Raw genomic sequence first — 22,129 nt, 5'->3', positions numbered from 1 at the left:
GCATGGCCGTACATCGTGACCTGTTCGACGACACCCACGAGGACTTCCGGAGCAGTTTCCGGGCGTTCGTGCGGACCGAGATCGAGCCCTACCACGAGAAGTGGGAGGAGCGGGGACGCGTGGACAGATCGATGTTCCTCGCGGCCGGCGCGGGCGGCTTCCTGGGGATGGCGGTGCCGGAGGAGTACGGCGGCCTCGGCGAGCCGGACTTCCGGTACAACGTGATCATCTCCGAGGAACTGCAACGGGCCAACGTCATCGGCTCGGGCATGTGCATCACCCTGCACAACGACATCGTGCTGCCCTACCTGATGACCGTCACGACCCCCGCGCAGCGCGCCCGGTGGCTGCCCGGGATGGTCACCGGGGAGACGATGGGCGCGATCTCCATGACCGAGCCGGGGACCGGGTCGGACCTGGCGTCGATCCGGACCACCGCGATCCGCGACGGCGACGACTACGTGCTCAACGGCTCCAAGTCGTTCGTCACCAACGGGCTCAACTCCGACCTGGTCATCGTGGCGGTCAAGACCGATCCGGCGCAGCGCCACCGCGGGATGAGCCTCATCGTGGTGGAGGAGGGCACGCCGGGGTTCAAGCGGGGCCGCGCACTCAAGAAGATCGGGCTGAAGAGCCAGGACACCGCGGAGCTGTTCTTCGACGACGCCCGCGTCCCGGCGGAGAACCTGCTCGGCGAGCCGGGGACCGGGTTCGGCACCCTCATGCGGAACCTCGCGCAGGAGCGGATCGCCCTGTCGGTGTCGGCGATCGCCGCGGCCCGTGCCGTACTGGAGTGGACGATCGACTACTGCCGCGAGCGGACCGCGTTCGGCGAGAGGCTGTCCTCCTTCCAGAACACCAAGTTCGTGCTGGCCGAGCTCACCACGGCCACCGAGGTCGCCCAGGTGTACGTGGACTACCTCATCCGCCGGCACGTGGCGGGCGAGCTGACGGCCGACGATGCCGCCAAGGCCAAGTGGTGGACCACCGACCTGCAGCAGGACGTGGTCAACCGCTGCCTGCAACTGCACGGCGGCTACGGATTCATGCAGGAGTACCCGGTCGCCAGGGCCTTCCTCGACGCGCGGGTGCAGACCATCTACGCCGGCACCAACGAGATCATGAAAGAGATCATCGGCCGGTCCATCGACTCGCCGGCCAAGGCGGAGCGGGTATGAGCGTCGACCGCGAGGTCCGGGACGGCGTCGCGACGATCACGCTGAACCGCCCGGACAAGCTCAACGCGATGACCGACGCCATGTGGAGCACGCTGGACGTCACCCTCGCGGAGCTGTCCGCGGACCCGGAAGTCCGGGTCGTGGTGCTCACCGGGGCCGGCGGCGTGTTCTGCGGAGGATCGGACGTCGGCGGCCTGCTCGACGACCTCGGCGGCCTGCCGGATCGGATCAGGGTCTCCAACCGGTGCGTCCTGGCCGTGCACGAGGCGCCGGTCCCGACCGTCGCCGTGGTCGACGGCATCGCGGCGGGTTCCGGCGCGAACCTCGCCCTCGCCTGCGATTTCGTGATCGCCAGCGACCGGTCCCGCTTCCTGCAGCTGTTCATCAGGCGCGGGTTGTCGCTGGACAGCGGGGCGAGCTGGCTGCTGCCCCGGCTGGTGGGGGGCCGGAGGGCTCGCCAGCTGGCGTTCCTCGGTGACTCCCTGGACGCGGCGACCGCGCTGGAATGGGGGATGATCAACGCGGTCGTCCCGCAGGACCGGCTGCCAGCCGAGGTGGCCGCGCTGACCGACCGGCTTCGCGGCCTGGCGCCCAGAGCCCTCGCCGGCACCAAGTCATTGCTCAACGACGCGTGGGAGACCGACCTCGCGGCCGCGCTCGAAGCGGAGATCGTCAACCAGGTGGACGTGATCTCCGCTCCCGAGGCGCAGGCGATGATCGCCGCCTTCCTCCGCAAGCAGTAAGCCGTTCATGAAGCTCAAGGAGACACAGGTGAATCTGACTGGTAGCTCGGCTATCGTCACCGGCGGCGGGTCCGGACTCGGAGAGGCCACCAGCCGCCTTCTGGCGGCCAAGGGCCTGAAGGTCACCGTCATCGACCTCGACGCCGACAACGGAAAGCGGGTCGCCGCCGACATCGACGGCCGGTTCCTCGCCGCGGACGTGACCGACACCGAGCAGGTCATCGCTGCGATCGACGCCACGGCGGCGCAGGCCCCACTGCGTGCCGTCGTCAACTGCGCCGGGATTCCGAGCCTGTCCCGGACGATCGGCAAGGACGGCGAGTACGCCTCGGCACACAGCCTCGATGCCTTCCGCAAGGTCGTCGAGGTCAACCTGATCGGCACCTTCAACGTCGTGCGTCTCGCCGCGACCGCGATGTCCCGCAACGAACCCGACGCTGACGGCGCGCGTGGCGCCATCGTCAACACGACGTCGGTCGCGGCGTTTGAAGGCCAGATCGGGCAGGCCGCCTACAGCGCGTCCAAGGGCGGCGTGGTCGGCCTCACCCTGCCGCTGTCGCGTGACCTCGGGGTCGTGGGGGTGCGGGTAAACACCATCGCCCCGGGGCTGATCGACACGCCGATCTACAACACCGTGCCGGACCCGGACGCGTTCAAGGCCAAGCTCGCCAAGGACGTGGTGTTCCCCCGACGGCTCGGTCAGGCTGAGGAGTTCGCCAGCCTCGCCTGGGAGCTGCTGTCCAACAGCTACATCAACGGCGAGGTCATCCGGATCGACGCCGGCGTCCGGCTTCCGCCGAAGTAACCGTCAGCCACACGGTCGGCCACCATTTCGGGAGTGATGTTCATGAGCAGCGCAGGGCCGCGGCTCCGCCGGGCGATGCGGAGATTCATCGACGGGGAGGTCATCCCGGCCGAACCGTCCTTGGAGGCGGGCGGCGAGGAAGCCGCAGCGACGATGCGGCGACTGCAGGCCGGCGCGAAGGAGCAGGGCCTCTGGGCGCTGGGTCATCCGGCCGAAATCGGCGGCGGAGGCCTGCCGTTCTACGAGTTCGCTCTGGTCAACGAGATCATCGGCCGGTCGAAGTACGGCCAGACCGCCGCCGGCACGCTGTCGATGCAGGACGCGATCATGCTGCACCGGTTCGGCACCGAGGAGCAGCGCAAGCGCTGGGTGGGGCCGTTGGTCGCGGGGGAGATCACGCCGAGCACGGGGATGACCGAGCCGGAGGTCGCCGGGTCCGACCCGACCCTCATCCGGGCGACGGCCCGCTTGGACGGCGACGAGTGGGTCCTCGACGCGCACAAGTGGTTCACCACCGGGGGCTCGACCGCCGCGTTCACCACCGTCTTCGCACGGACGGAACCCGACGACGTGGACGGCCACAACGCGCTGTCCGCGATCATCGTGCCCGCCGGCACTCCCGGATTCGAGGTGGTGCGGGTGCTGCGGACAATGGGCTCGACCAGCGGCGACCACTGCGAGATCCGCCTGTCCGGAGTGCGGGTCCCGAAGGAGAACCTGCTCGGCGAGCGCGGCAAGGGATTCAAGGTGGGCCAGGTCCGTCTCGGGCCCGGCCGCATCTTCCACTGCATGCGCTGGCTGGGCCAGGCACAGCGGGCGTTCGAGCTCATGGTCGACCGGGCCGGCTCCCGGTACGCGCACGGATCTCTGCTGGCCGAGAAGGGCGAGATCCAGCGGCTGATCGCGGAGTCGGCGGCGGAGATCCACGCGGCGCGGCTCATGACCCTGGACGCGGCGAAGCAGTACGACAGGGACGGCCAGGCCCGGGTGCAGATCAGCATCATCAAGTTCTGGGCCGCGCGCATGCTGCACAACGTCATCGACCGGGCGATTCAGGTCCATGGCGCGCTCGGCGTCACCGACGACACACCTCTGGAGGGGATGTACCGGGAGGCGCGCTACGCCCGGATTTACGATGGTCCGGACGAGGTCCACCGGATGGTCGTCGCGCGCCGGTTGCTGGCCGATCCCTCCCGCGCCCCATGGCTGACGGATCATGATGACTGATCGTTCGGAGATCCAGGCGCGGCTGAGCCGTGTGTGGGGCGAGCCGGTCACCGTGACGGTCCCGAGCACGATGCCGGGCGGTGCCAGCCGGCAGACCATGCGATTCACGGCCGAGACCGGCGGTGGCACCCGGGACCTTGTGCTCCGGCGGGATCCGTCAGGTCCGGACGGCGTCGTGGCGATGGAGAACGAGGCCAGGGCAATGGTGGCGGCCGCCGCCGCCGGTGTGCCGGTCCCGGAGGTGGTGGACAGCGGCCCGTCGCTCGGGGGACACCCGTACATCGTGATGAGCCACATCGTGGGCGAGACGATCCCGCGCAGACTGCTGCGCGACGAGGAGTATGCCGCCGTCCGCTCGGCGCTCGCGGTCGAGTTCGGCGGCATCGCCGCGCGGATCCACTCGATTCCCGTCGCCGATCTGGGCTCGCTGCCCCGCCAGGATCCGATCGACGCGCTGCGCGCGCTGTCCGACAGGTACGACACGCCCCGGCCCGCGGTCGAGCTCGGAATCCGATGGCTCCGCGACCACCCCAGGGCCGAGGCTCCCGACGCCGTGGTGCACGGCGACCTCCGCAACGGCAACGCCATCGTCGGGCCCGAGGGCATCCGGGCCGTCCTGGACTGGGAGCTGGTCCATCGGGGCGACCCGATCGAGGACCTTGGCTGGTTGTGCGTCAAGGCATGGCGGTTCGGTGCGGCGCTCCCGGTCGGCGGCTTCGGGACCAGGGCGCAGCTTCTCGACGGATACGAGCGAGTGGCGGGCTGGCGCCCTTCGGACGAGCAGCTGCACTGGTGGGAGGTGTACGGAACCCTGCGCTGGGTGTTGATCTGCCGTCAGCAGGCCGCCGTATACCTGGAGGGGAGGCGGAACTCCCTCGAGCACGCCGTCATCGGCCGCCGGGTATGCGAGGCGGAATTCGACCTGCTGCTCGCGCTTGGCCTGACCCGGCCGGGCGCCGTCCGGGACCCGCTGGCCACCGCCGACACGGTGGCGGCCGAGGCGGCCGGCACGGCCGCGACGGGCCGCGCGCCGCACGACGCGCCGGACGCGGACCGGCTGCTCGCCGTGGTGGCCGACTCCCTCCAGAAAGATCTCGGGGAGTCGCTGCCCGCCGGTTCGCCGCGCTTCATGGCGCGGGTCGCGGCCAACGCGATCCGGATCGCCCGGCGAGAGATCCTGCTCGGTGCGGAGCTGGAGGACAGACACCGACGGCGGCTCGGTCGTCTCGGGTTCGCGAGCGACGCGGACCTCGCGTCGGCGATCCGCTCCGGTGCCGCCGAGCCGGCGGAGGTCGCATGGGCCGTGGCCGAGACGGTGCACGACAAGCTTCTCGTCGCCAATCCGAGCTACCTGGGGCACCCTGACTCCCCGAAGGGGGAGTGAAAACCCGTATCGTACCTTCACGCCGGCGCTGATCGGCAGGCCTTATCCCCTAGAGAGATCGGCAGGTTAATGGTCCGCGAGTCATCGCAGAAAGCTCGGATTCTGCGCGTCGCCGCCGAGTTGTTCGCGGAACACGGTTACCACGGGACGGGAATGTCGCAGCTCGAGGCGGCCGTCGGTCTCCAGCGCGGTGCCCTTTATCACCACATCGGCAGCAAAGAGGCGCTGCTGTTCGAGATCAGCACTTCTCAGTTGCGGTTGATGGTCGACGCCGCCCACGACATCGAAGCGCGTACGGAGGATCCCGAGGAACGGTTGCGGGAACTGGCCCGCACTCTTATGGAGAATGTCGCGGACCACGTTCTCGAATGGACCGTCCACTATCGTGACTTCAACGCGCTCACCGGCCAGCGCAGGGACACGATGCTCGATTTGCGCAAGCAGTACGAGCAGGTATGGCTGCGTGCGCTCAACGCCGGGGTGGCCAAGGGGAAATTCAAGAAGTCGCCGGATCCCGTGATTCTGAAAGGAATACTCGGGATGTTCAACTACTCCTATGTGTGGTTGAAGAGGGAGGCGGCGCTGCCGCCGCGGGCCGTCGCGGACGTCTTCTGCGACACGTTCCTCGCGGGCATCCGGCAGGACGCTCCGTCCTGGGGATCGGCGTCCTCCGCGGGCGGTTGACCGGAGAAGCACGGGTTCGCCGCCGAGGCGCTGAGCCCCGTCATGCCGCCGCAAAACTCCGACTCCATCCGACAATAATGAAAGGTTGAAAATGAGTACGCGAGAAGAGAGCAGCGAGACGAAGGAAGTCCTCGTCGAGCGCAGCGGCGGCGTGCAGATCATCACCATCAACCGCCCGAAGGCGAAGAACGCCCTGAACGCGGCCGTCGCCCAGGGCATCGCCGACGCGGTCGACGAGATGGACGCTTCCGATGAATTGCGGGTCGGTGTCCTGACCGGTGCCGGTGGGACGTTCTCCGCCGGAATGGATCTCAAGGCGTTTCTGCGCGGCGAGAGGCCGTCCATCGAGGGCCGGGGCCTGGCCGGGATCGCCATGACCCCGCCGCGGAAGCCGCTGATCGCCGCGGTGGAGGGCTGGGCGCTGGCTGGCGGGTTCGAACTGCTGCTGGCGTGCGATCTGGTCGTCGCGGGCGAGACGGCCAGGTTCGGCGTTCCGGAGGTCAGCCGCTCACTGGTGGCGGCGGCGGGGGGCGCTTTGCTGCTGCCGAGTCGCGTGCCGTTCGTGGTCGCCATGGAGATGCTGCTCACAGGTGAGCCGATCACCGCACAGCGCGCCTTCGAGGTGGGTCTGGTGAACCGGGTGGTGCCGGCGGGCGGGGCGCTCGCGGGTGCCCTGGAACTGGCCGAGAAGATCGCCGCCAACGGCCCGCTCGGGGTCGCGGCCACGAAGAAGATCGTCCGCTCCAGCCCGGACTGGTCGATCGCCGAAGGCTGGGAGCGGCAGGACCAGATCATCGAGCCGGTTTTCGCCTCGGAGGACGCGAAGGAGGGCGCCACCGCGTTCGCGGAGAAGCGCCCGCCGGTGTGGCGGGGGCGGTAGATGGCCTCGGTCGACGCGGGCCTGCTCGTCCTGCGCGTCGTGGCCGGTCTCCTGCTTCTCGGCCACGGACTCCAGAAGTCCTTCGGCTGGCTCGACGGCGACGGGCTCGCCAAGACGGCCTCGATCTTCGAGAAGGTCGGATACCGGCCGGGTCGGCAGATGGCTCTGGTGGCGGCAGTGATGGAGATCACCACCGGTCTCGGCGTCGTCGTCGGTCTCCTCACGCCTCTCGCCGCGGCGGGCATGCTCGCCACGATGCTCGTGGCCGCCTCCGTGCACTGGCGGAACGGCCTGTGGGCGACCGGCAAGGGCTTCGAACTGCCGCTCATGTACGGCCTGATCGCCCTCGCGCTCGGGTTCTGCGGCCCGGGCCGCTACAGCCTCGACGGCCTGATCGGCTGGCAACTGGCCAGGCCGTGGACCGGGTGGGCCGCGTTCGCCCTCGGGGTTCTGGGCGCGGCACCGGTGATCGCCCGGCGCGCGCAGGCCAGGTGACGCCGGTCGGTATCCGGGGTGCTCGTCCCACGCCAGGCGGTCGCCGCTGACGCACTCGGCAGCGAGACGATCACGACCAGGCGGACGAGCCGCCGGCGTGGCGGCGGCGGGGCGCTCAGTCTCCGGCGCCGGCCTCGTCCGGGGACCAGAGCGCCCGGTACCACAGCGTGGCGATCGTCTCGATGGCCGTCTCGTCCGTGGACGGCCGGCCGAGAGTGGCCACGCCCATGCCGAGCCAGAGGTAGCACGAGTGCTCGAGCATCGACGACAGGGCGGAGGCGGCCATCATGGCGTCCAGCCGGGCCGGTAGCCGGCCGTTGCGCTGTGCCGCCGCGACCGCCCGGGCGATGTTCTGGACACCCAGCTCCCGCACGCGCAGCCAGACCCGCATGAAATCCTCGTCCACCGCCGCTGCCTGGGTGACGCCGACCAGCTCGGGCAGGAAGTCCTGGTACGTCTGCCAGAAGGCCTGAACCGCGGCGCGGAGCGACTCGTATCGCGCGGTCCCCGGCTGCGTCAGCAAGAGAGTGCGGTCGTTCAGCGCCTCCATAAAGTCGTCGAGCAGGGCTTCGAGGATCTGCCGCTTGTTCTGGAAGTAGTTGTAGAACGACGCGGGCGACTTTCCCGCCTCGACGGCGATGTCGGTTATCTTGGCGTTCACGTATCCGTCGCGGGCGAACACGCGACGCGCGGCGTCCTTGAGCGACCGCTCGGTGCGTAGGCCCTTCGGCCCCAGATCCGTCCGTTCGAGCGCGCCCGACCGTTCCTGCACTGACCGTAACCCCATATCCCAAGTCGTCGTTGATCGTTCTGTCCGGGAAATCCGCCGCGACGGCTCGCGAGGCCTGTGCGGCAGATCCCCGACGCCGCCGCGGGCGGACCGGGGCCCGCGACCCGCCACGCGGGCGACACGCCCCTGGTTCAGGGGACCGCCTGGACCTTCGGCATCACCTCGCCGGCGAACAGTTCCATGGTGCGGGCGAGGTCGGCGTCCGGCAGACCACCGAGATCGAAGACCGACAGGTGAATGTCCGGCTTCAGGGCCTCCTCGATGGAGAGAAGGCGCTCGGCGACCTCGGCGGGGCTGCCGCAGACGGCCGGACCTTCGATGAAGCGGTCGTAGTCCACTTCCAGCCGCACGCCGCGCAGTCTGTTCCCCCAGTCGAGGTACTGCAGGAGGTACGGCCGCCATCCGGAGCGTGCCGCCTGGCTGGTCGGGCCGACGTGCACATGGCTGCAGCAGCCCACGAGGGCCTGGGCGGCCCGTCCGGCCGAAGCCATGATCTCTCGATACAGCTGCACCAGGGGCCGGTACTCCTCGGCGCGCTTGAAGATGCTCGGAAGCATCAGCGGGAGGCCGCTTTCGGCCGCACGGCGCACCGATTCCTCGCTCATGCCCGTTCCCATCCAGACCCGCGGCACGCCGTTGAAGGGCCGTGGCTGCACCGTCACCTCATGGAGCGGGCTCCGGTAGTTCCCGGACCAGGTGACGGGCTGGTCGTCCGACCACAGGGAAACCAGGAGCGCCAGCTTCTCCTCGAGATTCCTCTTGGCGTCCTCGGGATCGAAGCCGAACGCCAGGTAGTGCTCCGGCGAGATGCCCCGCCCCACCACCAGTTCCAGGCGGCCCTGCGACAGCAGGTCAAGCGTCGCGAAGTCCTCGGCGACCCGCACCGGGTCGAGCATGGGGAGGAGGGTCACCGCGGTGGCCAGCCGGATCTGCTCGGTGCGTGCCGCGATCGCGCTCAGGAGCAGCTGCGGCGACGACACGATGTAGTCGTTGAAGTGGTGCTCGCCGATGGCGATCATGGAGAACCCGAGTTCCTCGGCCCTCACTCCGCTGTCGACCACCGATCGCAGCCGGGCTGCCTGGGGCACGCGCTGTCCGTCGTGCGGGTTCGGCAGGTGGTCTCCCAGGCTCAGTACTCCCAGTTTCACCGCTGCATCCAGTCCTTTCCAGAGACGGGCCTTGTTGCAAAACTGAAACTGATGTTAGTTTCTGTTCTGCGCCCTGGTCAAGGGCTTGGGTCGCCCGGGCCACGGCAATAGCGCGACCGCGACCGCCTCGTCCCATGCGGAGGCGGCCGGCCCATCGTGAAGGAGGAACCCGATGGAGGACCCGTCTGAAGTGATGCAGGCGTCTCCGGCGACTGAGATCGATTCCCGAACCTTCCGGGACGCCTTGGGGTGTTTCGCCTCGGGCGTCGTCGTCATCAGCGGGATGTCCGGGGGAGACCCGGTCGGCTTCACCTGTCAGTCGTTCACGTCGCTGTCCATGACTCCGCCCATGGTCGCCTTCTGCCCGTCGGTCGCGTCGGTCACCTGGCGGCAGATCCGGTCGGCGGGGGCGTTCTGCGTCAACATCCTTTCGGAGTCTCAGCGGCGTACGAGCGATGTGTTCGCCCAGCGCCGGGACGACAAGTTCGCCGGAATCTCCTGGCGGCCGGGCCTGGCCGGCGCGCCGTTGATCGATGACGCGCTGGCGCACATCGAGTGTGAGATCGAATCCGTCTATCCGGGCGGCGATCACGACATCGTGCTCGGCCGGGTCGTGCGGCTCGGCGGAACCGGGCGGACCGAGCCGTTGCTCTACTATCGCGGCCGATACGCCAGGCTCCTCCGCTCGGGCTGAGCCCGTACGCCGGTGACGGACTTCACAAGAGACTCTTGTTCTTTCCTGAATCTGAACTTACTATCACAAGCCACACCAGCCCCTTCTGACGTGGGCTGAGGAGACCCCGGTACCCGATGCCGTCCTTTCGCGGCGAGCTCCCGCACATCATTCAACGCACGATGACGCTGCCCGGATCGAGGACTGGCCCTGGTGCCAGAGCGTGGTGAGACAAAAATGAAAGACAACAGCGCAGAAGAGGCCATGAGTGTCGATGAGGCCGTCCGCCACCACGCGGCGGCCCGTCCGGACAACGTCGCCTTCGTCGGCCCGGCGCTCACCCTGACGTGGCGCGAACTCGACAAAGCCGCGGACCGGACCGCCGCGCTGCTGGCCCGGCACGGTGCCGGACCGGGCGACCGGGTGGGCTGGCTGGGCCAGAACGACATCGGCCACCCGGTGACCCTGCTCGGCGCCTGGCGACGGAGGGCCGCGCATGTCGGACTGAACTGGCGGCTGCCCGTCGCCGGACTCCGCGCCGCCGCCGAGTCGGTCGCGCTGACGCACCTGATCGCCGGCGCCGAGTTCGCCGACGTCGCACGGCAGATCATGCCCGAGGGCGCGTACACCGTGCTCGACCAGGAGGCACCTGCGTGGCCGGACCTTCCGGTCGCCGGGGTGCTCGCCCCGCGGCCCGGCGACCTGGCGGTGGTCTACTTCACTTCCGGCACCACGGGAACACCCAAGGCGGTCGGACTGACCCACCGTGCGGTGAACTGCGCCATCCCCAACGCGGACGTGCACCACTTCCGCCCGGGATCCCGGCTGCTGATCGTACCGCCGGCGTTTCACGCGGCCGGCGGGACCTGGGTCCAGTACGGACTGGCGGTCGGCGCGACGCACGTGTTCACCGCCGACGCCACTCCGGCCGGACTGGTCCGGGCGCTCGTGGAACACGAGATCACCCATGTCATCCTCGTGCCGACCCTGATGAGGGCCATCCTCGGCCGGCTCGGGGAGGAGCCCGTGCCGCTGCCCAGACTGGAGCATGTGGGCTACGGCGCCTCCTCGATCAGCCGGGCACTGCTGACCGAGGCGATCGAGGCGCTCGGGTGCGAGTTCAGCCAGGTCTACGGCATGACCGAGGCCGGCGGCGGGGTGTGCTTCCTCGCGGCGGAGGACCACGTGCTCGACGGTGAGCACGCCGGGCGGCTCGCTTCGGCCGGCCGGCCCGGCCGCGGGGTCGAGTTGAGTGTCCGTGACCTGGTGACCGGCGCCGAGGTGCCGCGAGGCGAGCCGGGGGAGCTCTGGTTCCGCGGGCCCAGCGTGGCGGACGGATACCTGAACGACGAGGAGGCCACCCGGCGGGTGTTCGTCGACGGATGGCTCAACACCCGCGATGTCGGCTACGTCGACGCCGACGGTTACCTGTACGTCCAGGGCCGATCGGACGACATGATCGTGACGGGTGGTGAGAACGTCCACCCGGCCGAGGTGGAGAACGTGATCGCTCAGATGCCCGAGGTCGCGGACTGCGCGGTCTACGCCGTACCCGACGAGCACTGGGGTCAGATGGTGTGCGCCTCGGTCGTGCTCCGGGCGCCGCACGCCGGCCCCGACGACATACGGGACCACTGCCGCAGGCACCTCGCCGGCTACAAGGTGCCCAAACTGATCAGAATCGTCTCCGATCTGCCGCGCACCGCCGCGGGGAAGATCTTCCGGCTGCGGCTGGTGGAGGAGACCGCCGGGGAGGCGGCGGGGTCCTAACCGGGCTCGTGACGGAAGTAGAGGGTTCGGTACCAGATCGCGCTGAGCGTCTCGATCGAGGTCTCGTCGTCGGGCGGATCCACGTTCGCGTCGCCGCCGGCGGCCATCCACGTCCAGCAGTAGGACTCCAGCAGCGAGACGATCGCGGACGCGAGCGCGCTGGGATCGAGGCCGACCCGGTACCCCGCCTTCTCGGCGTGCTTGATCCCCGCGAGCACCGCCCGGATGCCGGCCGCCCGGTTCTCCCGCCAGCGGTCGGCGAAGACCGGGTCCGTCATCGACATCTGGAAGACCCCCACCATCTCCGCCAGGTACTTGCGGTAGGTGGTCCAGTACGCCCGCACGGCCCCGCGGATCCCGCCGAGAGGGTCGTCGGTCTGGCTCTTCAGCGACTCCTCGAGAACTTCCGTCGAGAACTGCTCGAGGAGCCCTTCGAGCAGTTCCTCCTTGTTCTCGTAGTAGTTGTAGAAGGACCCTGGCGACTTGCCGGCAGCCTGCGCGATGTCCGAGATCTTCGCGTTGAAGTAGCCCTTCTCCGCGAAGACCTGCCGGGCGGCTTCCAAGAACGCGGCCTCGGTGCGCCGTCCCTTCGGCGTGGCTGGCATGGCCGGTTTCCTCCGTCTCTCATTCACTGGCGAACCGTCTACCTGGCGGCGGACCCGAGTCTAGATGTTCATGCACCGGGATCTGTTCCGCTCGACTACCATTGACTAAAACTGAATTTAGCATCAGAATTCTAGGCGATGTGAAGGTGCGCGCGATCCGAGGGGATGCACGATGGCGATGATGACGGGGGGCGAGTATCTCGCCTCGCTGAACGACGGCAGGCGGATCTTCGCCGACGGGGAGGAGGTCAAGGACCTCGCGACCCACCCGCAGTTCGCCACGGCGCTCGACCTGGTGGCCGGGGGATACGAGAGGCACCACCGCCCCGGTGCCGACGCCCAGGGGCCGTACTTCATGATCCCTCGCAGCCGCGAGGAGCTGAAGGACCTGCTGGAGCTGCTGCTGGGCTGGGACATGGTGACGGTGACCACCTCCCAGGGCCTGCTCGCGCTGCTCACCGCCGCCGCGCGGATCCGCCCGAAGAGCGAGGAGTACGCCCGGCGGATCGAGGCCTACTTCGAGTACTGCCGGGACAACGACCTGCGCTGCGTGCAAGCGATCACGGACGCCAAGGGGGACCGCATGCGGCCCCCGAGCGGGCAGGGCGACCCCGACAGCTACACGCGGATCGTCGAGCGGCGGCCGGACGGCATCGTCGTGCGAGGGGCGAAGCTGCACATCTCCTCGGCGGCGGTGAGTCATGAGCTGGTGGTGATGCCGACCAAGAAGATGAAGCCGGGTGAGGAGGACTGGGCGGTCGCCTGCGCCATCCCGGTGAACGCCCCGGGCGTCAAGATCGTGAACACGAACTACGCGCCCCGCGACCGGGCGGCGGACTTCCCGGTCAGTTCCCGGCACAACATGCCCGAGGGCTTCGTCATCCTCGACGACGTCTTCGTCCCGAACGAGCGGGTGTTCCTGGCCGGTGAGACCGAGCACTCGGCGACGTTCGCCCATTCGCTCGGGCTCTGGGAGCGCCTGGGCGGGACCGCGCACCTTGCCGAGTACGGCGACACGCTGGTGGGCCTGGCGCAGCTCGTCGCCGAGGCGAACGGCACCGAGCGCGTCTCGCACATCCGCGAGAAGATCGCCGAAATGGTCATCTACGCGACGCTCGTGCGGGCCGGCCTGGAGGCCGCCATCGCGAACGCCGAGGCGAGCCCGGAGGGCTGGTACTTCCCGAGCGAGCTGTTCACCAACGCGGCCAAGCACTACGGCGCGGCCGAGTTCAGCCTGATGATCCGCCACCTGCACGACATCGGCGGCGGCTCCATCGTCACCGCCCCCTCGATCGCGGACGTCGAGCACGACGAGGTCGGGCCCTTCATAAAGAAGTACATGGCGGGCAAGGAAGTGGGCGACGGCGAGTATCGCACCCGTCTGTTCCACGCGATCCGCGACTTCACGGCCGACGCGTACGGCGGCTGGCAGCTGGTCACCATGATCCAGTCCGGAGGCGGTCTTTACGCCCAGCGGCTCGTCGCGCGCAAGCACTACCCGATGGACGACGCCAAGGCGCTGGCCCTCAAGCTGGCCGGGCTCTCGAAGGACTGAGGGGACCGCACCGTGAACAACCCGAGCGCTCCCAGCCCGGAGGCATTCCGCGAGGAGGCGGGCGCGTTCCTGCGCTCGATCGCCGCCGAGGGCGCCCGTGAGGCCGACCAGCGCGAATCCGACCGCATCGCCGCGGTCGAGGAGCTGGGGGAGGGCCACGAGCTGCAGGTCAAGCAGGCCCGGGAGCTGCAGGCCCGGCTGTTCGACGCCGGGTTCGCCTGGCCGAGCGGCCCGCCCGACTGCGGCGGGCGCGGCCTGAGCCGGGAGCACGACCAGGTTCTCGACGATCTGCTCGCCGAACTGGGATTCCCGTCCAGGGAGGTGCTGTTCGTCGGCCTGCACATCGTGGCCCCGGCGATCGACCGGCACGGCTCCCCCTCGCTCCGGTCGCGGACGCTGCCCGCGCTCATGCGCGCGGACATCATCGGCTGCCAGCTCTTCTCCGAGCCGAGCGCCGGCTCCGACCTGGCCGGCGTCGCCACGCGAGCCGTCCGGGACGGCGCCGACTGGATCCTCACCGGCCAGAAGGTGTGGACCTCCATGGGACACCTGGCCGATGTCGGCGAGGCCCTGGTCCGCACGGACCCCGACGCGCCCAAGCACGAGGGGCTGAGCATGTTCCTGGTGGACATGCGCGCGCCGGGGGTGACCGTACGGCCCATCCGCCAGATGACCGGCGGAGCCGCGTTCAACGAGGTCTTCCTCGACGGCGTGCGCGTTCCCGACGCGAACCGCATCGGAGCCGTGGGGGAGGGCTGGCGGGTCGCCGCCACCAGCCTGGGCAGCGAGCGCGACTCCATGAGCGGGGACGACGGCCCGGTCAGCCCGTACGTGCTGCAGCGGCTGGCCGCCCTGGTCACGCGGCTGGACGCCGTCGCCGATCCGGTGCACCGCCAGGAGATCGCGCGGACCGTGGCCTCGATCGTCGCGATGCGGGCCGCGGCCGAGCTCCCGGACGGATCCTGGAGCCACGGACTGGGGCCCGTGTCGGGTTCCGTGCTCAAGCTGCTCATGACGAGGGCGGTCGACCGGATCGCCGAGCTCGCGGGCTCGGTCCTGGGTGAGCGCGCCTTCACCGACGACGGCGGGTGGGACACCTACGCGTGGTCGGAGTTCGTGCTCGGAGCGCCGGCCCTGCACATCGCGGGCGGCACGGACGAGATCCAGCTCAACATCATCGCCCAGCGTGGCCTCGGCCTGCCCCGGCCGCCCAAGCCCGCCGGACGCGAAACGACACGGAAGTAAAGGACACTGCAGTGGAATCCTTCATCCAGCTGCGCAAGGGACGCACGCCACGCCAGGTCCACCGCGATCTCGACGGGCTCAAGGACGACGAGATGGGCAGGTCCGGGTTCACCGGACGCACCGCTCACCTCTACCGGCGCAACGATCCGACCGCCTATCGCGTCGAGGGCGACCTGCGCCCGCTGGACGCCCAGACGGGCGACCTCGAGCCCGGCGACCTGCGGGATCCGGAAGGCGGGCCGATGCTGCTGTTCAGCAACGAGGACTGTCGCATCTCGCTCAGCCGGCGGCGGGCGGCCGCGCCCTTCTACGAGCGCAACATCGACGGCGACGAGCTCTGGTTCGTGCACCGCGGGCGCGGCCACTTCGAGACGGAGTTCGGCCGCCTCCCCTACAGGCCCGGCGACTACGTCTACCTGCCCAAGTCCACCACCTACCGGCAGGTGCCGGAGGACGACGGGCACATGCTCGTCATCGAGGCGACGGAGGAGTTCCGGGTTCCCCCGGCGGGTGTGCTGGGCAGGCACTTCCCCTACGACTCCTCGCTCGTCACGGTTCCGGAGGCGGAGGCGTTCGAGGAGCCGGTGCTCGAGGAGTACGAGGTCCGCCTCCGTCACGCCGGGGGGCGGACGTCGCTGTTCTACCCGCATCACCCGCTGGACGCGGAGGGCTGGAAGGGCGACAACTTCCCGTTCACGTTCAACATCGAGGACTACGACGTGATCACGTCGGAGAGCGTCCACCTGCCACCGACGGTCCACCTGTTCATGCAGGCCACCGGGGTGTACGTGATGCACTTCCTGCCTCGCCCGGTGGAGTCGGTCCGGGGGGCCGAGCGGATGCCCTGGTACCACCGCAACGTCGACTACGATGAGGTCGCCTTCTACCACGGCGGCAGCGTGTTCGGCGTGGACATGCCCGCGGGCCTGATCTCCCACGCCCCGCAGGGCGTGCACCACGGGGTGCCGGAACGCGCGCGCGAGCGCTCGCGGCGACGGCACGACGTCGACACCCGGGTCGAGTGGAAGGTCATCTCGATCGACAGCCGGCGCCGGCTGACGCCCAGCGAGGTGCTGCTGGCCGCCGCCCAGGTCGAGGTCCCCGCGGAGGCGCAGGCATGACCGCCGCCGATCGCTTCGAGTACGAACGCATCCCCTACCTGGTGCTGTTCCGGGACGAATCGGCCTACCGCGACACGTACGGCGGCGTCGGGGAGGACGTCGTGCTGGAGAGCTACCTGCTCCGGCCCAAGAACCTCCCGTCCGACACGGTCATCGTCTTCATGCACCCGATCGGGGGCGGCGCCTACCTGCCGATGAGCAACGCCCTGCCCAGGGCCGGTCACCACGTCATCTACTGCAACAGCCGGTACCGCGGCGTGGACAGCGCGCTCATCATGGAGAAGGTCGTCCAGGACCTCGGCGCCTGCGTCCGCGACGCCCGCGAACGGCTCGGGTACCGCAACGTCGTCCTCGCCGGCTGGAGCGGGGGCGGCTCGCTGTCCCTGTACTACCAGCAGCAGGCCCAGTCGCCCACCGTCACGCGGACCCCGGCGGGCGAACCGCCGGACCTCACCGCGCTCGACCTCCAGCCCGCCGACGGGGTCATGCTGCTGGCGGCGCACGTCAGCCGGCACGGCACGCTCACCGAGTGGCTGGACGCGTCGATCCTGGACGAGAGCGATCCCGGCAAGCGCGATCCCGAGCTCGACCTTTACGACCCGGCGAACCCGAACCAGCCGCCCTACACCCCGGAGTTCGTCGCCCGTTACCGGGAGGCGCAGATCGCCAGGAACCGGCGGATCACCGCCTGGGTCAAGGAGACGCTGGAGGACCTGCGCTCGTCCGGGCGCGGGCTGGAGGAACGCGGTTTCGTCACCCACGGCACGATGGCCGACCCGCGCTGGCTGGACCCCGCCCTGGACCCCAACGACCGGGTGCCGGGCACCTGCTACCTGGGCGATCCCCGGATCGTGAACATGGGGCCGGTCGGCCTGGCCCGCTTCAGCACGCTGCGGAGCTGGCTGTCACAGTGGAGCTACGACGACGCGTACGCCGACGGCGTCCGCTGCGCGGCCGACCTGCGTGTGCCCGCGCTGGTCATCGGCAACTCGGCGGACGACGCGTGCACGCCGAGTCACACCAATCGTCTGTACGACGCGGTCGGCCATCCGGACAGGACCCTCCACACGGTCCAGGGCGCCACGCACTACTACTCCGGCAGGGACCAGCGTCCGCACCTCGCCGAAGCGGTGGGCGTGATCACCGACTGGATGGCGAAGCGAGGCTGGGCGGGATCGCTATGACGCAACACCGCAACTGGCCGGTGCGCACGATCGACGAGGCCGTTCGCGAGCACGCCCGCACGCGGCCGGACGCGCTCGCGGTAGTGAGCCCGCGGCTGTCCCTGAACTGGCGCGAGCTCGACGAGGCGGCGGACCGCTGCGCCGGACACCTGGCCGGCCACGGGGTCGGGCCGGGGTCGCGGGTCGGATGGCTGGGCGGCAACGACGCCGCCTTCACGGTCGTCCTCCTCGCCGCATGGCGCAGGCGCGCCTCCCTGGTGGGGCTGAACTGGCGGCTCCCCGCCGCCGGCCAGCGCGAGGCGATCGGGTTCGTGGGGCTGACCCACCTGATCTCCGGTCCCGGGTTCGCCGAGCGCGGAGCGGAGGTCGCGTCCGGGCTCACCACGCATTCGGCGGCCGGCGAGAGGCTGTGGCCGGACGACGCGCCCGGCGAGACCCTCGAACCCGAGCCCGGCGACGAGGCCATCGTCTTCTTCACCTCGGGCTCGACCGGCGTGCCCAAGGCGGTCCCGCTGACCCGCATGGCCAACGAGCTGGGGGTGGCCAACCGGACGGTGCACCGTTTCGGCTCCGAGTCGCGGCAGCTGATCGTGCCGCCGGTGTTCCATCTCGCCGGGGCGACCTGGGTCCAGTACGGCCTGCGGTACGGCACCACCCAGGTCTACATCGCCGAGGCCGGACCGGCGGCGATCGTTGACGCGTTCGCCGAGCACGGGATCACGCACGCGGTGCTCGTGCCCACCCTGCTCCGGGCGATCGTCGACAACCTGAAGGAGCACCCGAGGAAGCTTCCCCACCTCCGGCACATCGCCTACGGCGCGTCTCCGATCACGATGAGCCTGCTGAAGGAGGCCATTGACGTGCTGGGCTGCGAGCTCTGCCAGATCTACGGCATGACCGAGGCGGGCAGCCCGGTCACCTGCCTTCCGCCGGAGGACCACCGGCTCGATCCGGAGCACGCCGGCCGGCTGTCGTCGGCGGGCCGTCTCACCCCCGGTGTCGAGCTGAGCGTGCGCGAGCCTGGCTCCGGTGCCGAGCTGCCGCCGGGAGTCTCCGGCGAGCTGTACTTCCGCTCCCCGTACATGATGCGCGGCTACATCGGCAGGGACGACGCCACCCGCGAGGTCCTGGCCGACGGCTGGCTCAACACCCGTGACGTCGGGCATGTCGACGAGGACGGTTACGTGTACGTCGAGGGCCGGTCCGACCACATGATCGTGACCGGCGGGATGAACGTCCACCCGGGCGAGGTGGAGAACGTCATCGACCAGATGCCCGAGGTCCTGGAGTGCGCGGTGTACGGCGCGCCGGACGAGCTGTGGGGGCAGCGGGTGTGCGCCGTCGTGGTCGCCCGCGAGGACGGGCTGACGGAGCGGGCCGTCACGGACCACTGCCGGACGTACCTGCCGGGATACAAGGTGCCCAAGACCGTGAGTTTCCTGCCCGCGCTGCCGAGGACAGCGACGGGAAAGATCGTCCGGGCGAAGCTCGGCGACGCGGACGGGGAGGCGGGGGCGTGAGCGACGATCTGCTGAGTCCCGACGAGGTCAGGTCGGCGGTGCGGTCGTACTTCGCGGACCACCCCGGGCTGGACGAGGCCCGGTCGCTCCGTGACGGCGCCGCGGACGTCGACGAGGCGGGGTTCGACCGCGGGCGCTGGCGCACTCTCGCCGAAGAGGTCGGCCTGATCGGCATGGCCGCGCCAGAGGCGGCCGACGGGCTGGGTCTCGGCCTGGAGCACGTGGTCGCGGCGGCCGAGGAGGCGGGGGCCTGCCTGTACCCGGGGCCGCTGCGCGCCTCGGTGCTCGCGGCCTGGGCGCTCGGCTTGGACGGCCCGATGGGCGAGGACCTGCTCGGACACGCGGCGGGGGTGCTGTCCGGCACCGTGATCGTCGGCATGCCGCAGGCGTTCGCGTCGCAGGGGCCACTGCCGGCGCTGGATCCGGAGGGACGCGTGTCCGGCGTGGTGCGGCAGGTCACCCACGGTATGACCGCGGATGCGCTGCTCATGGTCGCCGCTGGACCGCAGGGCCCCGCCGTCGTCCTGGTGCCGCTCGGCTCCCACGCGGACGGGCGCGCCCTCGTCACCCGCGGGCCGGTCCGGGCCGTCGACCTCACCGCGCGGCCGGCCGACCTTTACCTCGACAGGGCTCCGGCCGTGCCGATGACCACGCCCGGCGACGCCTCGGCGGTCGCCCGCCTCGGCGACGTCGCCCGGCTGCTGCTCGCCGCGGAGCAGGTCGGCGGAGCCCAGGGTTGTCTCGGCCACATGGTCGAGTACGCGAAGATCCGCAGTCAGTTCGGCCAGCCGATCGGCGCGTACCAGGCGATCCAGCACCGCTGCGCCGAGGTCGCGATCGCCGTCACGGCGGCGCGGGCACTCGTGCTCGCCGCCGCCAGGGCGGTCGACGCGGGCGACCACGAGCAGGCGCACCAGCTCGTCCTGCTGGCCAAGGCCGAGGCGTCCGAGGCGTTCACCGCGGCGGCCGACGCCCTCGTCCTGGTGCACGGAGGGATCGGGTTCACCTGGGAGCACGACGCCCACCTGTACTTCAGGCGGGCGAGGGCGGCCGCGGCGCTCGACGGGCAGCCGTCGCGGCTGCGGGACGCCGCCGCGACGGCCGGATGCCTGTCGCTGCTCACCGCCGCTACGCCCGGGCAGGCGAGCGACGCCGGGCTCGTGGGCGGCTCCGGCGGGCGGGCGTGACCGGGCCCGGCTCCTCGGCGGCGTCATGACGGTTCAGCGGGAAGGGCCGCTGTCGGGCAAGGTGGCCCTGGTCACCGGCGCCTCGGAGGGGATCGGCCGTGCGATCGCCACCCGGTGCGCCGCCGAGGGCGCCCGGGTGGTCGTCACCGCGCGGCGCCGCGAGCCGCTGGCGGCCCTGGCCGCGGAGCTCGGTACGGCCGTCGCCCGGCCCGTCGTCGTGGACGCGGGCGGGCCGGGCGTGGAGCGGATCTGCGTCGAGGCGGCGCTGGAGCACTTCGGCCGCCTGGACGTGCTGGTGAACAACGCCGCCTACGTGCCCCCTCCCGGGCGGCTCCTGGACTACGACGACGAGGCCGTCTCACGGGTGTGGGAGGTCAACGTGGCGGCTCCGCTGCGACTCGTCCGGCAGGCGTACCGGTCGTGGATGTCCGAGCACGGCGGGGTCGTGCTGAACGTCGGCTCGCTCGGCGGCGTGTCGCTGCAGGCCAACATGGGCCTGTACAACGTGAGCAAGGCCGCCCTGCACCATCTCACCCGCATGCTCGCCGCCGAACTCGGCCCACGGGTACGGGTGAACGCGATTGCCCCCGGGTTGATCCGCACGCCGGGGACGCGGGCGGTGTGGGAGACGGCCGAGCCCCTCATGAGAGCGCGCAGCCCGATGGGACGCCTGGGCGAGCCGGACGACGTCGCGTCGCTGGCGGCCTTCCTCATCGGTCCCGAATCGAGCTGGATGACCGGCGAGACGGTCAACCTCGACGGGGGCGCCTCGGTGCAACTCGGGCGGCGCTCCAAATCTCGGCGGACAACGGAAGAAGGGCAGTGAGAGTGTCGCGAAGCTATCGGGTGGTGCAGTGGGCCACCGGCGCCATCGGGCGGGTCTGCGGGCGCCACGTGATCGACCGGCCCGGCATGGAACTGGTCGGCCTGCTGACCTACAGCGACGACAAGGCCGGCCGGGACGCCGGAGAGATCCTCAGACGCCGGCCGATCGGCGTGACCGCGACCAAGGACATCGAGGACATCCTCGCCCTGGACGCCGACGTCGTCCTGCACACCCCGCTCAACGGCGAGTCACCCGGCCAGCACGTGGACGACCTGGTCCGGCTGCTGCGCTCGGGCAAGAACGTCATCACGACGGTCGCCTTCACCTACCCGTGGCCGATCACCCCGGGGAACACCGGCAAGGCGGAGCCGGAGCACACCGCCAGCCTGAGGCAGGCCGCTCTCGAGGGAGGCGCCACGCTGTTCGGCACGGGCGTCAACCCGGGCCTGATCACCGAGCGCCTGGCCGTCACCGCCACCACCATGTGCACCGACGTCAGGCACATCCACTTCCGCGAGGTCTACGACTGCTCGCCGGTCATCTCACCGGGATTCATCTACGAACTGTGCGGATTCGGGATGACCCCCGAGCGGTTCAAGGAGGCGACCGCGGGCCGCGCCGCGTTCTTCACCGAGCTCTTCGGCGAGATCACCGGGTACGTGTCGCACGCGCTGAACGTGGAATTCGTCTCGGTCGAGGAGGACCATGAGATCGCGGTGGCCAAGGAGGACGTGCACATCGTCGTGGGCACGATCCCCAAGGGCACCGTCTCCTGCGCCCGCTGGCGCTGGCACGCCAACACCGAGGCCGGCCGGTTCCTGACCATTCAGATGGACTGGCGGGCCGACGACGACCAGCCGGACTTCCAGGGCGAGGACGGCTGGACGATCACGATCGACGGCGCCCCCAAGCTCAAAATCCAGGTCGGCCTGGACGACCCCGAGGGCTACCCGGACAGGTCCAAGGCGATGCAGTACGCGGTAGCGGGACCGGTCGTCCAGGCGATCGAGGAGGTCTGCGCGGCGCCTCCGGGGATCCTGGTGCTTCCCACGTTCGCGCCGTGGCGCCCCGCGCCCCTGCCGCGCTGACGCGCCGCGCCGCCGCCGTCA

At 70.2% G+C, this 22,129-nt stretch carries 21 protein-coding genes; 18 read left to right on the top strand and 3 right to left on the bottom strand.

Annotated features, from left to right (window positions below; genetic code table 11):
• Window positions 1-2 precede the first annotated feature (2 nt).
• The 8 genes from ACQEVJ_RS27530 (at window position 3) to ACQEVJ_RS27495 (ending at window position 7,396) form a co-directional block, all read left to right on the top strand.
• Window positions 3-1,178, top strand: coding sequence for an acyl-CoA dehydrogenase family protein (locus ACQEVJ_RS27530; protein ID WP_433105893.1), 1,176 nt, complete (start codon window positions 3-5; stop codon window positions 1,176-1,178).
• Window positions 1,175-1,921, top strand: coding sequence for an enoyl-CoA hydratase/isomerase family protein (locus tag ACQEVJ_RS27525; protein ID WP_433105891.1), 747 nt, complete (start codon window positions 1,175-1,177; stop codon window positions 1,919-1,921). Before ACQEVJ_RS27530 ends, ACQEVJ_RS27525 begins: the two co-directional genes overlap by 4 nt.
• Window positions 1,922-1,949: 28 nt before the next feature.
• A complete protein-coding gene (locus ACQEVJ_RS27520) occupies window positions 1,950-2,726 on the top strand; it encodes an SDR family NAD(P)-dependent oxidoreductase (protein ID WP_433105889.1) in 777 nt (258 codons plus the stop codon).
• A gap of 42 nt (window positions 2,727-2,768) precedes the next feature.
• Window positions 2,769-3,953: an acyl-CoA dehydrogenase family protein gene (locus ACQEVJ_RS27515; protein ID WP_433105887.1), complete on the top strand. Its 1,185-nt coding sequence runs from the start codon at window positions 2,769-2,771 to the stop codon at window positions 3,951-3,953.
• Window positions 3,946-5,337: a phosphotransferase family protein gene (locus ACQEVJ_RS27510; protein ID WP_433105885.1), complete on the top strand. Its 1,392-nt coding sequence runs from the start codon at window positions 3,946-3,948 to the stop codon at window positions 5,335-5,337. Before ACQEVJ_RS27515 ends, ACQEVJ_RS27510 begins: the two co-directional genes overlap by 8 nt.
• Window positions 5,338-5,406: 69 nt before the next feature.
• The gene (locus ACQEVJ_RS27505; protein WP_433105883.1) at window positions 5,407-6,021 is read left to right on the top strand and encodes a TetR/AcrR family transcriptional regulator; all 615 of its coding nucleotides are present in this window, start codon (window positions 5,407-5,409) and stop codon (window positions 6,019-6,021) included.
• A 91-nt stretch (window positions 6,022-6,112) separates the two neighbouring features.
• A complete protein-coding gene (locus tag ACQEVJ_RS27500) occupies window positions 6,113-6,901 on the top strand; it encodes a crotonase/enoyl-CoA hydratase family protein (RefSeq protein WP_433105881.1) in 789 nt (262 codons plus the stop codon).
• Entirely contained in the window at window positions 6,902-7,396 is a 495-nt protein-coding gene (locus ACQEVJ_RS27495; protein WP_433105879.1) for a DoxX family protein, read from the top strand. It abuts the gene before it with no gap.
• A 115-nt stretch (window positions 7,397-7,511) separates the two neighbouring features.
• On the opposite strand, the gene ACQEVJ_RS27490 is transcribed toward ACQEVJ_RS27495, so the two are convergent.
• Window positions 7,512-8,168, bottom strand: a complete 657-nt coding sequence (locus ACQEVJ_RS27490) for a TetR/AcrR family transcriptional regulator (protein ID WP_433105877.1) — start codon at window positions 8,166-8,168, stop codon at window positions 7,512-7,514.
• Window positions 8,169-8,317: 149 nt separating this feature from the next.
• Window positions 8,318-9,334: an LLM class flavin-dependent oxidoreductase gene (locus ACQEVJ_RS27485; protein ID WP_433105875.1), complete on the bottom strand. Its 1,017-nt coding sequence runs from the start codon at window positions 9,332-9,334 to the stop codon at window positions 8,318-8,320.
• 172 nt (window positions 9,335-9,506) lie between these two features.
• On the opposite strand from ACQEVJ_RS27485, the gene ACQEVJ_RS27480 reads away from it, so the two are divergent.
• Both ACQEVJ_RS27480 and ACQEVJ_RS27475 read left to right on the top strand, forming a co-directional pair.
• On the top strand, window positions 9,507-10,028 hold the full coding sequence (locus tag ACQEVJ_RS27480; RefSeq protein WP_433105873.1) for a flavin reductase family protein: 522 nt from the start codon (window positions 9,507-9,509) through the stop codon (window positions 10,026-10,028).
• 243 nt (window positions 10,029-10,271) lie between these two features.
• Window positions 10,272-11,777 (top strand): class I adenylate-forming enzyme family protein, encoded by a 1,506-nt coding sequence (locus ACQEVJ_RS27475; protein WP_433105871.1) that lies wholly within the window; start codon window positions 10,272-10,274, stop codon window positions 11,775-11,777.
• Here the strand turns inward: ACQEVJ_RS27475 and ACQEVJ_RS27470 are convergent.
• Window positions 11,774-12,382: a TetR/AcrR family transcriptional regulator gene (locus ACQEVJ_RS27470; protein WP_433105869.1), complete on the bottom strand. Its 609-nt coding sequence runs from the start codon at window positions 12,380-12,382 to the stop codon at window positions 11,774-11,776. The genes ACQEVJ_RS27475 and ACQEVJ_RS27470 overlap by 4 nt on opposite strands.
• A gap of 172 nt (window positions 12,383-12,554) precedes the next feature.
• On the opposite strand from ACQEVJ_RS27470, the gene ACQEVJ_RS27465 reads away from it, so the two are divergent.
• The 8 genes from ACQEVJ_RS27465 to ACQEVJ_RS27430 are packed head-to-tail and all read left to right on the top strand — an operon-like array spanning window position 12,555 to window position 22,108.
• Window positions 12,555-13,937 carry a 4-hydroxyphenylacetate 3-hydroxylase N-terminal domain-containing protein gene (locus tag ACQEVJ_RS27465; RefSeq protein WP_433105867.1) on the top strand — a complete coding sequence of 461 codons (1,383 nt, stop codon included), beginning with the start codon at window positions 12,555-12,557 and terminating at the stop codon, window positions 13,935-13,937.
• 12 nt (window positions 13,938-13,949) lie between these two features.
• Window positions 13,950-15,182 (top strand): acyl-CoA dehydrogenase family protein, encoded by a 1,233-nt coding sequence (locus ACQEVJ_RS27460; protein WP_433105865.1) that lies wholly within the window; start codon window positions 13,950-13,952, stop codon window positions 15,180-15,182.
• 11 nt (window positions 15,183-15,193) lie between these two features.
• Entirely contained in the window at window positions 15,194-16,303 is a 1,110-nt protein-coding gene (locus tag ACQEVJ_RS27455; protein ID WP_433105863.1) for a homogentisate 1,2-dioxygenase, read from the top strand.
• The gene (locus tag ACQEVJ_RS27450) at window positions 16,300-17,487 is read left to right on the top strand and encodes an alpha/beta fold hydrolase (protein WP_433105861.1); all 1,188 of its coding nucleotides are present in this window, start codon (window positions 16,300-16,302) and stop codon (window positions 17,485-17,487) included. Before ACQEVJ_RS27455 ends, ACQEVJ_RS27450 begins: the two co-directional genes overlap by 4 nt.
• Window positions 17,484-19,007 carry a class I adenylate-forming enzyme family protein gene (locus tag ACQEVJ_RS27445; RefSeq protein ID WP_433105859.1) on the top strand — a complete coding sequence of 508 codons (1,524 nt, stop codon included), beginning with the start codon at window positions 17,484-17,486 and terminating at the stop codon, window positions 19,005-19,007. Before ACQEVJ_RS27450 ends, ACQEVJ_RS27445 begins: the two co-directional genes overlap by 4 nt.
• The gene (locus ACQEVJ_RS27440; protein WP_433105857.1) at window positions 19,004-20,194 is read left to right on the top strand and encodes an acyl-CoA dehydrogenase family protein; all 1,191 of its coding nucleotides are present in this window, start codon (window positions 19,004-19,006) and stop codon (window positions 20,192-20,194) included. Before ACQEVJ_RS27445 ends, ACQEVJ_RS27440 begins: the two co-directional genes overlap by 4 nt.
• 25 nt (window positions 20,195-20,219) lie before the next feature.
• A complete protein-coding gene (locus ACQEVJ_RS27435) occupies window positions 20,220-21,020 on the top strand; it encodes an SDR family oxidoreductase (RefSeq protein ID WP_433105855.1) in 801 nt (266 codons plus the stop codon).
• Between the two features lie 2 nt (window positions 21,021-21,022).
• A complete protein-coding gene (locus ACQEVJ_RS27430; RefSeq protein ID WP_433105853.1) occupies window positions 21,023-22,108 on the top strand; it encodes an NAD(P)H-dependent amine dehydrogenase family protein in 1,086 nt (361 codons plus the stop codon).
• Window positions 22,109-22,129: the final 21 nt, after the last annotated feature.

It is taken from the genome of Microbispora sp. CA-102843 (genome assembly GCF_050936215.1).
Taxonomy (GTDB): Bacteria; Actinomycetota; Actinomycetes; order Streptosporangiales; family Streptosporangiaceae; genus Microbispora.
This window is presented reverse-complemented; position numbering and strand designations above follow the sequence as displayed.

Coding starts and splice junctions, on each gene's coding strand:
- ACQEVJ_RS27530 (WP_433105893.1), top strand. CDS start 3: ATGGCCGTACATCGTGACCTGTTCGACGACACCCACGAGGACTTCCGG.
- ACQEVJ_RS27525 (WP_433105891.1), top strand. CDS start 1,175: ATGAGCGTCGACCGCGAGGTCCGGGACGGCGTCGCGACGATCACGCTG.
- ACQEVJ_RS27515 (WP_433105887.1), top strand. CDS start 2,769: ATGAGCAGCGCAGGGCCGCGGCTCCGCCGGGCGATGCGGAGATTCATC.
- ACQEVJ_RS27510 (WP_433105885.1), top strand. CDS start 3,946: ATGACTGATCGTTCGGAGATCCAGGCGCGGCTGAGCCGTGTGTGGGGC.
- ACQEVJ_RS27505 (WP_433105883.1), top strand. CDS start 5,407: ATGGTCCGCGAGTCATCGCAGAAAGCTCGGATTCTGCGCGTCGCCGCC.
- ACQEVJ_RS27500 (WP_433105881.1), top strand. CDS start 6,113: ATGAGTACGCGAGAAGAGAGCAGCGAGACGAAGGAAGTCCTCGTCGAG.
- ACQEVJ_RS27495 (WP_433105879.1), top strand. CDS start 6,902: ATGGCCTCGGTCGACGCGGGCCTGCTCGTCCTGCGCGTCGTGGCCGGT.
- ACQEVJ_RS27480 (WP_433105873.1), top strand. CDS start 9,507: ATGGAGGACCCGTCTGAAGTGATGCAGGCGTCTCCGGCGACTGAGATC.
- ACQEVJ_RS27475 (WP_433105871.1), top strand. CDS start 10,272: ATGAGTGTCGATGAGGCCGTCCGCCACCACGCGGCGGCCCGTCCGGAC.
- ACQEVJ_RS27470 (WP_433105869.1), bottom strand. CDS start 12,382: ATGCCAGCCACGCCGAAGGGACGGCGCACCGAGGCCGCGTTCTTGGAA.
- ACQEVJ_RS27465 (WP_433105867.1), top strand. CDS start 12,555: ATGGCGATGATGACGGGGGGCGAGTATCTCGCCTCGCTGAACGACGGC.
- ACQEVJ_RS27450 (WP_433105861.1), top strand. CDS start 16,300: ATGACCGCCGCCGATCGCTTCGAGTACGAACGCATCCCCTACCTGGTG.
- ACQEVJ_RS27445 (WP_433105859.1), top strand. CDS start 17,484: ATGACGCAACACCGCAACTGGCCGGTGCGCACGATCGACGAGGCCGTT.
- ACQEVJ_RS27435 (WP_433105855.1), top strand. CDS start 20,220: ATGACGGTTCAGCGGGAAGGGCCGCTGTCGGGCAAGGTGGCCCTGGTC.